General features: G+C 47.4%; 11 protein-coding genes. All 11 read right to left on the reverse strand.

Annotation, left to right across the window (positions count from 1 at the left end; all coding sequences use genetic code 11):
* Position 1 precedes the first annotated feature (1 nt).
* The 11 genes from H8K26_RS07960 to leuB all read right to left on the reverse strand — a co-directional run bounded on the left by H8K26_RS07960 (position 2) and on the right by leuB (position 12,914).
* Positions 2–763 carry a pyridoxine 5'-phosphate synthase gene (locus H8K26_RS07960; protein ID WP_190478618.1) on the reverse strand — a complete coding sequence of 254 codons (762 nt, stop codon included), beginning with the start codon at positions 761–763 and terminating at the stop codon, positions 2–4.
* Positions 760–1,602 (reverse strand): DNA repair protein RecO, encoded by an 843-nt coding sequence (recO, locus tag H8K26_RS07965; RefSeq protein WP_190478620.1) that lies wholly within the window; start codon positions 1,600–1,602, stop codon positions 760–762. The genes H8K26_RS07960 and recO overlap by 4 nt, the downstream gene beginning before the upstream one ends.
* An 8-nt stretch (positions 1,603–1,610) precedes the next feature.
* On the reverse strand, positions 1,611–2,513 hold the full coding sequence (gene era / locus H8K26_RS07970; RefSeq protein ID WP_186883662.1) for a GTPase Era: 903 nt from the start codon (positions 2,511–2,513) through the stop codon (positions 1,611–1,613).
* A gap of 7 nt (positions 2,514–2,520) precedes the next feature.
* Positions 2,521–3,387, reverse strand: coding sequence for a ribonuclease III (gene rnc / locus H8K26_RS07975; protein WP_190478622.1), 867 nt, complete (start codon positions 3,385–3,387; stop codon positions 2,521–2,523).
* A gap of 11 nt (positions 3,388–3,398) precedes the next feature.
* Complete coding sequence (locus tag H8K26_RS07980) at positions 3,399–3,794, reverse strand: DUF4845 domain-containing protein (RefSeq protein WP_190478624.1); 396 nt, start codon at positions 3,792–3,794, stop codon at positions 3,399–3,401.
* Between the two features lie 30 nt (positions 3,795–3,824).
* Positions 3,825–4,736 carry a signal peptidase I gene (lepB, locus tag H8K26_RS07985; RefSeq protein WP_190478626.1) on the reverse strand — a complete coding sequence of 304 codons (912 nt, stop codon included), beginning with the start codon at positions 4,734–4,736 and terminating at the stop codon, positions 3,825–3,827.
* A complete protein-coding gene (lepA, locus tag H8K26_RS07990; protein WP_186883666.1) occupies positions 4,733–6,526 on the reverse strand; it encodes a translation elongation factor 4 in 1,794 nt (597 codons plus the stop codon). The genes lepB and lepA overlap by 4 nt, the downstream gene beginning before the upstream one ends.
* A gap of 166 nt (positions 6,527–6,692) precedes the next feature.
* Complete coding sequence (truA, locus tag H8K26_RS07995; protein ID WP_186883667.1) at positions 6,693–7,508, reverse strand: tRNA pseudouridine(38-40) synthase TruA; 816 nt, start codon at positions 7,506–7,508, stop codon at positions 6,693–6,695.
* 71 nt (positions 7,509–7,579) lie between these two features.
* Positions 7,580–10,354 carry a motility hub landmark protein FimV gene (locus H8K26_RS08000; RefSeq protein WP_317889259.1) on the reverse strand — a complete coding sequence of 925 codons (2,775 nt, stop codon included), beginning with the start codon at positions 10,352–10,354 and terminating at the stop codon, positions 7,580–7,582.
* Positions 10,355–10,667: 313 nt separating this feature from the next.
* Positions 10,668–11,795 carry an aspartate-semialdehyde dehydrogenase gene (asd, locus tag H8K26_RS08005; protein ID WP_190478631.1) on the reverse strand — a complete coding sequence of 376 codons (1,128 nt, stop codon included), beginning with the start codon at positions 11,793–11,795 and terminating at the stop codon, positions 10,668–10,670.
* A gap of 45 nt (positions 11,796–11,840) precedes the next feature.
* The gene (gene leuB, locus H8K26_RS08010) at positions 11,841–12,914 is read right to left on the reverse strand and encodes a 3-isopropylmalate dehydrogenase (RefSeq protein ID WP_186883670.1); all 1,074 of its coding nucleotides are present in this window, start codon (positions 12,912–12,914) and stop codon (positions 11,841–11,843) included.
* Positions 12,915–12,924: the final 10 nt, after the last annotated feature.

The following is a 12,924-nucleotide window of genomic DNA, read 5'->3' on the forward strand; positions in this document are numbered from 1 at the left end:
CTCAAGCCCTCTGCGTTAACCCTGAGCGGACTAAAATCGCTTTCACCTCTTTCACCGCGACATTCCATCCCACTGACAGAGTCCGGGCAAAAATTGCATCGGCGGTATTAATTTGCGTAACGTCCGATAATGAGGCAAGAGCCACAATATTTTTGTAGTTAAAGTTGCCACTGAGCTGCACCGATAAGCCTTGCCGAATACTTTCAATAGCCATCGCTTGCAACTCACTCAACGCCTGCTGGCGCATCGCATTATTGTCTGCCTGAACATAGTGCTCAGCACTGAGCACTATCGCGTTCGCACCAGATTCAGCACATGCCTGAATCTGTTCTGGTTTTGGCCTGACAAATAGGGATGAGCGATGCCCGTTACGATGCAATTGACTGACAAACGACTGTAATAGCAAAAAATCCTCAACAACATCCACTGGCACGAATCGCTCATCTGATCCGCCATCTGCTGCAACCAGACATACATTCGCAGGACGAATTTCAGACACGATATCCAGTGTTTGCGCAGTCGCCGTTGCGTTGATTTTCAAACGCCCAATAAACTGCTGCGACATGGTTTGCATCAACGCTTGCCGGACGTTTGCATTTTTCGCTGACAAATAAATAGATAATCCATCTGCACCAGCTTCCTCTGCAGTAATCGCAAATGCGAGTGGGTCAAGAGGACTGTCTTCGCAGCCGTCCAGAAAACTGAGCAGTGGATCAAGACTGACTTCAAGCAAGGTAGATTGTTGATGTGAATGAACGTTCATAAATTTTGCAAATCGATCAAAATCTGCCTGGTATTTAGAGATGCGCCATGCAAGTGGTGTCCGAGCAAAAAACGCATCAACATCTTACTTTGAAATTGCGTGACCGTATCAGCATAATCTGCTTGCTCCATATCCAATAAGGTTTTACCACTGACAATGGGAATATGATCTGATGTAGTCGCAATCCGTGTGCCGACCTCAGGATCGACAACGTAATTCAACGCTGCATCCACTTTACTTCTGGAAAACGTGCAAAACGTCAGATCGCCCAACAAACCCGACTCTCGCAACAGCGCCAGTTCAAACTGACGCAAAACGGTCGGTGCAGGCTCATCATGAGCCAATAAATTCAGTGTACTTATATATTGTTCAAACAGTGCAGTATGCGGCTCATCACGCACCAAAAATTTAACCAACAACTCATTGAGGTAAAACCCGCACAGTAACGCTGATCGCTCGAGCGGCAGCATACCACCGACCCAGTCAGCCCCGGTAAGTATCGGGATTTCGGACTTCCCAGTCCATCCCAACTGCAAAGGCTGGAAGGTCTGCAACACGCTGCGCAACTGAGAATGCGGTCGCTTAGCCCCCTTGGCTACAAGAGCAATACGACCATAATCGCGTGTGAATATCTCTACGATCAGGCTGGTTTCTTTATACGGCCAGGAGTGCAATACAAAACCAGGCTGGTGAAGTATTTTTCGCTCGCGTGGCAATACTCCGGCAGCCATCGTCTGGGATTTTTTTTTTGATTGAGCCGGAACCGGATCAATAGCAGTGGCGACCTTATTAAAAGCATCGCCATGCTGAGTTAAAACGACTGTATGAACATCAGTCATGCAACGAACTATTCGTAACCGTAGGCTCTTAAACCTGCTTCGTTATCCGCCCATCCAGATTTTACTTTGACCCAGATTTCGAGATAAACAGGACCGCCGAAAAGCTTCTCCATATCGACACGAGATTGCGTGGATATATCCTTCAGACGCGCACCTTTGTTACCAATTACCATCGATTTATGCCCATCACGATCGACCAATATGGCGACAAAAATCCGGCGTAAATTTCCTTCCTGCTCAAATTTTTCAATCAGCACAGTGCTTGTATACGGCAGCTCATCGCCGACAAAACGGAATAATTTTTCGCGGACAATTTCTGTGGCAAGAAATTTTTCACTGCGGTCAGTAATATCATCTTCCGCAAACATCGGCGGATTCAGTGGCAAATATTTTCTTGTTTCACCTTCCAGATTTTCAAGCTGGAAACGCAAAGTCGCAGAAACCGGAACAATCGCAGCAAATGGAAACAATGCGGCAACCTTCTGTGCAAACGGCATCATGACCGCTTTATCTTTAATGCGATCAGATTTATTAATCACCAGAATGCAAGGCACATTTTTTGGCAATAAATCGATCACTTGCTGATCGGCAGGGCCAAAAGTGCCAGCCTCGACCAAAAATAAAATCACGTCCGCCGCTGTCAGCGTTGTCGTCACGGTTCTGTTCAGTGTGCGGTTTAAAGCATTTGAATGACGTGTCTGAAAACCCGGTGTATCAACGTACACAAACTGCGTATTGTCTTTGGTTTGTATTCCGGTAATACGATGACGGGTAGTCTGAGCCTTACGAGAAGTAATACTGACTTTTGCCCCAATCAACGCATTCATCAAGGTCGATTTACCTACGTTAGGACGACCGACAATAGCAATATACCCACAGCGAAAATCAGGGTTATCAATTAATTCATTCATAGAGTGCTCATGCTGTTTTTGGGTGTTGATTGGAATCTCCGTCTGCCTCAGGCAGGCTCATCGAAGCAGAGTCAGATATATCTTGTTTAGTCTCAGGCAAGTCTGTAAGTAATGGTGTGCTATCAAGTTGCGCCGTCGCTATTCCTGCCAGTTTCAATTGCGCCGCTCTCGGTTTAGATTTCCGCGCGCCAGGTGTTTTTGCTAACGCCAACATTGCCGCCTCAAGGGCAAGTTTAGCAGCGGCCTGCTCACCAGCACGGCGACTACCACCAGTGCCAAAAACCTGAATATCCAGTTTAGGAACCAGACAGGCAATCTCAAACTCTTGATTGTGCGCAGCTCCGTGAGTGGCAACAACATTGTACTGAGGCAAAGCGATTTTTTTACTCTGCAAAAATTCCTGCAGCAAAGTCTTAGCGTCCTTACCCAAGGTTGTCGGATCAATCGCAATCATTACCGGTGCATAGAGGGAGCGAATCACCTCTTTCGCTGCATCAAAACCAGAATCAAGAAAAATTGCTCCGAACAACGCCTCCAAAGCATCCGCAAGAATGGATGGGCGACGAAAACCGCCGGACTTTAGTTCGCCCTCACCCAATCTTAAAAATTGGGATAATTCTATTCTTTGTGCGATTTCATAAAGCGACTGCTGCTTGACCAGATTGGCACGAACACGCGATAAGTCACCCTCATCAATATCCGAGAAACTTTCAAACAACAACGATGCGACAACACAATTCAAAATGGAGTCGCCAAGAAATTCTAATCGCTCATTATGTAAAACGCTGTGACTGCGATGCGTCAAAGCCTGCTGCAATAAAGCCGGATTACAAAACTGGTATCCCAGCCTTTTTTGCAATAGTTGAAGATTCATACGTGTTCTGCTTATTCTGGCTTTTTAGCGGAGACGCCACTTTTTGCCGTTGTACCTTCATATTCCAGCAATAATGTTGCTGGGCCAAACAAAGGGATTTTTTTCTGGTAGGAGAAACTCACTTCAATATTCCCATTATCCCGGGTAATCATTAGATCCTTGCCCGCGATTGAAGTAATGTAGCCAACTTCTGCCTGTTTATCAAAAGCATTCTGGATCTCATTAACAGTCATTCCACCTGTTTTAGCAACACCTATCGCTTTTCTTATCGATGTGTACTCAATTACTGTTGGCACTACTTTCATTGCCAGCATCGCAATCAATACAATCACACCCAGAGATAAAATGAGCCCTATCAAAGAAATACCATGCTGCGACTTTAAAGAAAAACGTTGAGCTGTTTGCATAATTTCTCTTTCTTTACATATCCAGTTATTTTAATTAAAACTACCGATGCGCTTGATATTTCCCAAATTCATCCAGATGAAAAATGCCTTACCAACGATATTCTGATCAGGAACAAATCCCCAGTAGCGACTGTCGAGACTATTGTCGCGATTGTCACCCATCATGAAATAATGTCCTTCAGGAACCACGCAGGAAAATCCTTCACTATCATAAGTACAATTTTCTCTTTTCGGAAAATTGAAAGGATCCCGGACAAAAGCAGGTGCATGCTCATCATTCAGAATCCGGTGTGATACACCCGTCAGATTTTCTGTATATTGTTTTGAATAATTCAAATGCTCTTCATCGAGGAAATCTGACATCGTCTGATAAGAAAGCGTTTTCCCGTTAATCAAAAGTCGTTTATTTTTATAAACAACTTTATCTCCTGGTACGCCAACCACACGTTTAATATAGTCCACCGTCGGATCCACGGGGTATTTAAAGACCATAACATCGCCACGCTGTGGGTTGCCTACTTCAACAACTTTCTTATTAAGGATAGGCAAACGAATACCATATTCAAACTTATTTACCAGGATAAGGTCGCCAACAAATAAGGTTGGCAACATAGAGCTCGATGGAATTTTAAATGGTTCGTAAAGAAACGAGCGGAGAAAAAAAACCAGTGCGATCACAGGAAAGAAACTACCGGAATACTCTATCCATACCGGTTGGCGCAATATGCCCGCTTCTAATTCAGCGCGCTTTCCTTGCTCAATGCGGATACCATCTGCTTCCAGCTTTGCTGTTCTCGCATCAAACTCAGCCAACGCTTTATCTGCAGCAAGACGCCTTTGCTTGGATAGAAAAAACACATCGAGGAACCAGACGATTCCCGTACCCACCGTCAACACAAACAGAATCAGGGCAAAATTCCCTAAAATTGACTGAAAACTCATTTCTCATCCACTTGTAAAATTGCCAAAAACGCTTCTTGAGGAATTTCTACAGAACCGACCTGTTTCATACGTTTTTTACCCGCTTTTTGCTTTTCAAGCAATTTTCGTTTGCGGCTGATATCTCCACCATAGCACTTCGCCAATACATTTTTGCGCAGTGCTTTCACGTTCTCACGGGAAATAATATTAGAACCGATAGCAGCCTGAATCGCTACATCAAACATTTGCCTTGGAATCAGCTCCCGCATTTTAGCGGCCACAGCACGCCCCCGGAAGTGACTGTTTGATCGATGAACGATAATCGCCAAAGCATCCACTTTTTCGCTGTTAATCAACATATCCACCTTAACAACATCGGCGGCACGGTTTTCTTTGAATTCATAATCCATGGACGCGTATCCCCGCGACGTCGACTTCAAACGATCAAAAAAATCTAGGACGATTTCCGCCATCGGCATTTCATACGTCAATTTAACCTGACGACCGTGATAGCTCATATCCAGTTGGACACCACGCTTTTGCGTACACAAGGTGATGACCGCACCGACATATTCCTGCGGCATGTATAAATTAACCGTGACAATCGGCTCCCGAATTTCCTCAATCTTGGATGGGTCTGGCATTTTGGATGGATTATCAACCATCAGAATGGAACCGTCAGCCATGACCACTTCATAGACGACCGTTGGTGCCGTCGTGATCAGATCCATATCAAACTCGCGTTCGAGACGCTCCTGAACGATCTCCATATGCAACAAGCCCAAGAAACCACAACGGAAACCAAAACCGAGCGCCTGTGACACTTCAGGCTCATACATCAAGGCGGCATCATTGAGCTTTAATTTTTCCAGCGAATCGCGTAGCGCATCGTACTGATTTGCCTCGACAGGGAACAGACCGGCAAAAACTTGTGGCTGAACTTCCTTAAAACCAGGTAACGGCTCAGTTGCCGGTTTGTTCGCAATCGTAATTGTATCGCCGACCTTTGCTGCTTTCAGCTCTTTAATCCCCGCTATAACAAAGCCCACCTGCCCCGCCGACAATTGATCCCGCGACAATGATTTCGGCGTAAAAACACCTACGCTTTCCACCAAGTGCTGTGCTTCCGTTGCCATAAACAGAATTTTGTCTTTTGGCCGTAAGGTGCCATTGACGATTCTGACCAGCATGACCACACCAACGTAATTATCAAACCAGGAATCGACGATCAGTGCTTGCAATGGCGCAGCAGGATCACCTTTTGGCGGCGGAACTTTGGAAATCAGAGACTCCAGCACGTCGACAACACCCAGCCCTGTCTTCGCTGAACAATGAACTGCATCAGAAGCATCAATACCAATGACTTCCTCGATTTCAGCGCAAGCGTTATCCGGGTCAGCAGACGGCAGGTCAATTTTATTCAACACAGGAACAACTTCGACCCCCAACTCAATCGCGGTATAGCAGTTTGCAACGGTTTGCGCCTCAACACCTTGGGATGCATCCACCACCAGTAACGCGCCTTCGCAAGCAGACAATGAACGACTGACTTCGTAGCTAAAATCGACGTGCCCTGGCGTATCAATTAAGTTCAGGTTATAGATCTGGCCGTCACGGGACTTATAATGCAACGCTGCAGTCTGAGCCTTAATTGTAATTCCGCGCTCGCGCTCAATATCCATAGAATCAAGGACTTGCGCTTCCATTTCGCGATCTGACAGGCCACCACAAATTTGAATAATCCGATCCGCAAGCGTGGACTTGCCGTGATCGATATGGGCGATAATAGAAAAATTCCGGATATTGTTCATTGAAATTACTAATATTTACTGAGGTGAGGCAAAGGGCTAAAAAAAAGCGCTCCAGTCTGGGCAACAGTCCCCAGGCGAGCGCCTTCAGTTCTGGTTTTGCAAACCGCCATTTTACCGGATTTCAAGATGGGTAACTGAGAATTCACATAAAGCGAACGACTAAATACTATAAAAGAGATAAGAAACCGGGAAGATCTGAACTCGCCATCTGAGGTAACCCCCACTTCTCGTCATAATCAATTTTTGCCAGATATAAACCATCTGGCATAAACGTAGGTGCAGCGATGCTTCGATCTTTGCTTGCAAGAACATCTGCAATCCAGGAAGGCTCACGCTTACCGGTTCCAACAAAAATAAGAGAACCGACAATATTGCGCACCATATGATGTAAAAAAGCACTTGCTTTCAAAGTAAAAACAATCAACTCCCCTTGCTGCCTGATCCTGATGTCATACATTTGCTTGACCGGAGTCTTCGCTTGACAACCAGATGCACGAAAAGCAGAAAAGTCATGCTCTCCGAGCAAATAGACAACCGCCTCGCGCATTCTTGTAACATCGATTGGGCGAAACACCCATCCTGCTCGTCCAGACCACATGGGAGACCGTATTTTACTATTACTTAATACATAGTGATAGGTTCTGGCTCTGGCACTGAATCGGGCGTGAAAATTATCTTGCGACCCATCATCCAAAACCAACTCTTTCGCCCACTGTATCGCTATCGTTTCCGGCAAGAAAGCATTCACGCCATTGACCCAGGAATAAGGTGCGCGAGCAAGGTTCGTATCAAAGTGCACAATCTGCTCCAAGCCATGCACTCCCGCATCCGTTCTCCCGGCACAGACGGTATCAACCGTTACCCCACAAAATTGAAACAACGCCCCTTCTAAGACGTCCTGTATGGTCTCACCAGACGGTTGCGTCTGCCAACCATGCCAACCACTTCCGTCGTACTGCACTCCCAACACAAGACGTTTCACAACAAATCACCATTCAAAATAAAAACGGGCGCAAGCAATCGCTGCGCCCGCAAAAAAAACTCAAAAGAAGATTATGCCATTTGAGCCAACATAGCGTTTGCACGCTCTTTCTGGGATGCAGTGCCACCTTTCAACACTTCATCAAGCAACTCTCTGGCACCATCTTTGTCTCCAATCTCATGATAGGCAACCGCCAAATCAAGCTTAGTAGACATTTCAGCATTTTCCTCAATCTGCTCCTCAACAACAGCTGGAGCCAATTCAACCTCTGCAGATTTATGCGCATCGTCTGATGGCAAATCAAGATCGATTCCCGATAAATCAAATTCAAATGCAGATCCATGGTCTTGCTCAGCAGTCTCAGAGGTCTCAGCGACAACCTCCGCAACTGGGTCCACATGTTCATCAGCGACCTGCGCATCAAGTAAGCCATGCTCAACCGGAGCAGCTTCAATCGCAGGCACATCAAAGTCCAATGAGGCAAAGTCAAGATCAGCAGCCACATCACTAGCAATCTCTTGATCCGCTCCAGACTCAGCTACTGCAGCGACCTCTTCCACAACAGGCTTATTATCGCCAAAATCAAAATCGATACTACCAAAGTCCACGTCAGGCACTTGCTCATCAACAGTTGCTACAGGCGCAACTGGCTGAGCCTCTGGAATCTGAGGTACATCTGCCTCACTTAAACCCAGGTCAAAATCAAGACTAGCTGCATGATCAGCATCAATGTCCGACACAACATCTTTCACGGCTTCTGACGTTGCAGCCTGTCCATGCGATGCCGTGTCTATAATACTGATGGCATCCAACATATCTCTGGATAAGGAATTTGCCAGCAAAGCATCAGGATCAAGATCCTCTAACGGCTGCGTTGTCGCCCCCAAACCACCTTGCACACTGGCTTCTGGAATAGCTTTACCACCCGCATACAAAGGGTTAACTGGTTCCAGCGCAATACCCATCGACGCTGCTTGCGCCCATTCTTCACCTTCTCCACCGGTCATGCCGTACAGCTCACTCGCCAGTCGCTCAAACAACTTAGTGTCTTTTCTGGAGGAATAAATCTCCAGTAATTTAACTCTGACAGCATGGCGATCAGGCTGAGTTCGCAGCGCTTCTTTTAAAATTTCTTCCGCCTGAGAATCGCGTCCGTAAGCAATATAAACATCGGCCTCGGCAACAGGATCAACCTCATTCGCATCCAACTGACTGGCGGATGGAGCAAAATTTGAATTAAAGACACTATTATTTGTATCGACGCTCTGACCTCCCGTCGAACCAAACATGGAGTTTGCCTTCATGCTGGAACCAGTCAGGATACTGTCTTCAAACTGTTGTGCCTTTTTCTTTTTATTGTTAAACCACAAACCAGCACCAGCAAGAAGCGCCAAGGCTACAGCGCCACCTGGAAGCAAGAAATCAGAAATACTTTCAAAGAAGCTCGGTTCTGGCGGATGTGGCGGAGGTGCAACAGGCTTACGTCTGGCAGGCTTGTTCGCCGCAGTAGTCGCGCTCGCGGGAGAAGCATCGACAACGGATGCCGGAGCAGAGGCAACATCAGCGCGCTCAGGTGACGACACCGCATTTGATGCTACTTCCGTTTTCCCTACCGTTGCAACAGTTGCGACAGTTGCACTTGCAGGCGCGGATTTCTGCTCAGCTTTTGCCTTCGCATTTAACTCAAGCTCTTTTGCAGCAAGATCTTTGTTCTTAACATCAAGCAGTCGCTGCAGATCGCTGACATTCTTTTCCAATTCTTTCAAGCGGCCAGCCGCCTCTGCGGCAGCCTTATTTTTTGCCAGCTTATCCTCTTCAGGCAAACCTTTACCATCACTGGTTTTGGTCGCAGTATTAGCTGATTTTGACAGTTTTAACTTATCAGCAGACTCGCTGGTAGCTGAGGGAGTCTCTTTAACCTTTGCCGTGATAGTCCCGCTTGCCGTTTGCTTTGCTGCCTGCCCTTTTTCCGCAGGAGCACGATCAACATGATCCGCAAGTTTATTGCGATACGCATTGAAGTCAGCAGCATGAGCCAAGACGACAGAATGCGCGCCAGACGCATTTCCGGCACTCGCCTGTACGGCATCGCTATCCGGTATCGATAAAATCTGACCAGCTTTCAGGCGATTCATATTCTGACCGACGAACGCTTGTGGATTAGCCTTGTACAGGCTCACCAACATCTGATCCAGAGACACTCCTTCAGAGCGGTAGGCCGAAGCGACCTTCATCAGGGTATCGCCTTTTTTTACAGCATAATCACCCGCCTTGGTTTGTGCTTGGGCAGGCGCCGCTCCCTCTTTTACTTGGACAGATGATTTCGGACTCACCGCAGCGGTCGTCTGCGCCGGAACACGGGTTGCGACCTCAGAAGTCGTTCCAGCTTGTCGCTTATTTGCGACAACCGTTGGATTTGCCAACTGGGGTGACTGACTGTTTCTCAATTCCGCAGGATCAAGTAGGAATGTGTACTCTCGAAGCAACTTCCCGTTGGAGGAATTCATTTCCAGCAACATATCAACAAACGGCTCATTCATCGCTTGCGAAGACGTCACCTTGATCACATAACCCGAACCACGCTGCTCTACTGCAAAACGCAACGACAGAAGTGCCGCATTAAAATCGATATTTGCCTGACGAAACGCTTCAGCGGAAGCCAATTTAGGCACCAGCGAGCCAATTTCATCCTTACTAGGCGAGGTAAGTTCAATTTCTGCGCGGAGTGGTTGCCCCAGAGAAGACAACACTGTCAGACGCCCCATACCTGTCGCATTTGCCTGCGACATTAACAGCAAGCTCGACGTTACCGCAATGCTCAAGACTTTGCGTCCCAGGGAAGTCACAGATGTTCTTTTTTGTTTATGCATTTTGTCAGACATATTGGGAATTTGGCGAACAAAGTCCGCTGGGATAGGCTTAATAAATTGCCGGGCTAAGCGTCATATTGTTTCACGATAACATTACCAACTTAGCGGTGCAAGCTTAACCCGATTTGCAAGCATGGTAAATACAAGAAGAAGAGAATGAGGGCACGATTTGTCAATATCGTTGCTGTCATTTAACAATGCAAGTAACTTAGGGGGGTATTTTGTAATTATTTGTAAGCAAAAAAAGGGGAAGGCATTTGCCCCCCCCTTTTGCAACAGCAGACCAATATCAGTCAATCAGAATACGCAACATCCGGCGCAGAGGCTCTGCAGCTCCCCATAAAAGCTGATCACCAACAGTAAATGCTCCAACATACTCCGGTCCCATCGCGAGCTTACGAATGCGCCCAACAGGAATCGTCATCGTTCCCGTTACAGCAACTGGTGTCAAATCGCGAACACTGGCTTCGCGTGTATTTGGCACCACTTTCACCCATTCGTTATCGGCCGCGATCATCGCTTCGATGTCTGCAACAGGAACGTCTTTTTTCAACTTGAATGTCAGCGCCTGACTATGGCAGCGCATTGCACCAATACGGATGCAGAAGCCATCCACCGGAACAGCCGCAGTGCCGAAACCTTCGCCCTGACCGAGTATCTTATTCGTCTCAGCCATGCCCTTCCATTCTTCCTTGGACATACCATCACCGAGGTCCTTGTCGATCCATGGAATCAGGGAACCGCCCAATGGCACACCGAAATTGGCAGTCTCAGCAGCAGATAGCGAACGTTGTTTTGCAATGACCTTACGATCAATTTCCAGAATTGCGCTCTTAGGATCATCCAGCAGATTTCTTACTTCTGCGTTCAGCGTTCCATATTGCGTCAGCAACTCACGCATATGCTGAGCACCGCCGCCAGATGCAGCCTGGTAAGTCTGAGTGCTCATCCAGTCAACCAGACCCGCTTTATACAAAGCACCAACACCCATCAACATGCAACTAACGGTGCAGTTGCCGCCGATCCAGTTTTTCTGGCCTTTTACCAGCGCATCTTTAATCACTGGTAAATTGACCGGATCCAGCACGATCACGGCATCATCGTTCATACGCAAGCTGGACGCAGCATCAATCCAATGACCATTCCAACCGGCAGCACGCAATTTCGGGAAAACTTCGTTCGTGTAATCACCACCCTGGCAGGTAATAATAATTTCGCATTTTTTCAATGCGTCAATATCATTTGCGTCTTTCAGCGTCTTCTCATTTTTTGCCATCGCAGGCGCCGTACCGCCCGTATTCGATGTTGAAAAGAATACTGGTTCTATATGAGCAAAATCGCCTTCTTCCTGCATACGCTGCATCAGAACCGATCCCACCATCCCACGCCAACCTACCAAACCCACCAGTTTCATCATTTTTCCCTAAAAATTGCAGGACGTCCCTGCCCATCAATAAAAACCTTAACTCGCCAACGCATTCACCACAGCGCGCCCCATCTCCACCGTACCTACCTTGGTTGTACCCGCTTCGTAAATATCCGGTGTGCGCAAGCCCTGAGCCAGTACCTTCTTCACCGCATTTTCGATACGATCAGCCTGCTCTGCTTTATTCAGAGAGTAGCGCAGCATCATCGCTGCAGACAGAATCGTCGCCAGCGGATTTGCCACGCCTTTACCAGCGATATCCGGCGCAGAACCGTGTGAAGGTTCATACAAACCCTTGTTATTCGCGTCCAGCGAAGCCGATGGCAGCATGCCAATGGAACCAGTCAGCATCGCAGCAGCATCAGACAGAATATCGCCGAACATATTACCGGTCACGATCACGTCGAACTTCTTAGGCGCGCGCACTAATTGCATCGCCGCGTTATCAACATACATGTGATCCAGCGCGACATCAGGATATTCTTTATGCACATCGGTTACGATGTCTTTCCAGAACTGAAAAGTCTCAAGCACGTTTGCCTTATCAACACTGGTCAGGCGCTTGTCACGCTTTTGTGCAGTCTGGAAAGCAACGTGAGCAATGCGACGGATTTCCGTTTCAGCATAACGCATGGTATCGAAGCCCTCGCGCTCACCTTTGAATGGGCCATCAGGACAAACACGCACGCCGCGCGGCTGACCGAAATAAATGTCGCCAGTCAACTCACGGATAATCAGAATATCCAGACCCGACACGACTTCCGGCTTCAGCGTCGAAGCGCCAGCCAACTCAGGATACAAAATCGCCGGGCGCAGATTAGCAAATAACTTCAGGTTTTTACGCAAGCCCAGAATCGCTTGCTCGGGACGCAAAGCGCGTTCCAGCGTATCGTATTTCCAATCACCGACAGAACCAAACAATACCGCATCGGCTTCTTGCGCCAGCTTTAAGGTCGCATCCGGCAACGGATGGCCAGATGCTTCATAACCTGCACCACCAACTGGTGCCGTTTCCATTTCGAATTGTTCACCCAGCGCATTCAGCACTTGAACTGCCTGTTCAACGATTTCCGGGCCTATGCCATCACCTGGCAAAATTGCTATCTTCATTTTTTCTGTT

It is taken from the genome of Cognatundibacterium aquatile (assembly GCF_014699135.1).
Taxonomy (GTDB): Bacteria; Pseudomonadota; Gammaproteobacteria; order Burkholderiales; family Burkholderiaceae_D; genus Undibacterium; species Undibacterium aquatile.

Bases quoted from the DNA above. Each gene is read 5' to 3' on its own strand.
- H8K26_RS07960 (WP_190478618.1), bottom strand. From the start codon at position 763: ATGAACGTTCATTCACATCAACAATCTACCTTGCTTGAAGTCAGTCTT.
- recO (WP_190478620.1), bottom strand. From the start codon at position 1,602: ATGACTGATGTTCATACAGTCGTTTTAACTCAGCATGGCGATGCTTTT.
- era (WP_186883662.1), bottom strand. From the start codon at position 2,513: ATGAATGAATTAATTGATAACCCTGATTTTCGCTGTGGGTATATTGCT.
- rnc (WP_190478622.1), bottom strand. From the start codon at position 3,387: ATGAATCTTCAACTATTGCAAAAAAGGCTGGGATACCAGTTTTGTAAT.
- H8K26_RS07980 (WP_190478624.1), bottom strand. From the start codon at position 3,794: ATGCAAACAGCTCAACGTTTTTCTTTAAAGTCGCAGCATGGTATTTCT.
- lepB (WP_190478626.1), bottom strand. From the start codon at position 4,736: ATGAGTTTTCAGTCAATTTTAGGGAATTTTGCCCTGATTCTGTTTGTG.
- lepA (WP_186883666.1), bottom strand. From the start codon at position 6,526: ATGAACAATATCCGGAATTTTTCTATTATCGCCCATATCGATCACGGC.
- asd (WP_190478631.1), bottom strand. From the start codon at position 11,795: ATGATGAAACTGGTGGGTTTGGTAGGTTGGCGTGGGATGGTGGGATCG.
- leuB (WP_186883670.1), bottom strand. From the start codon at position 12,914: ATGAAGATAGCAATTTTGCCAGGTGATGGCATAGGCCCGGAAATCGTT.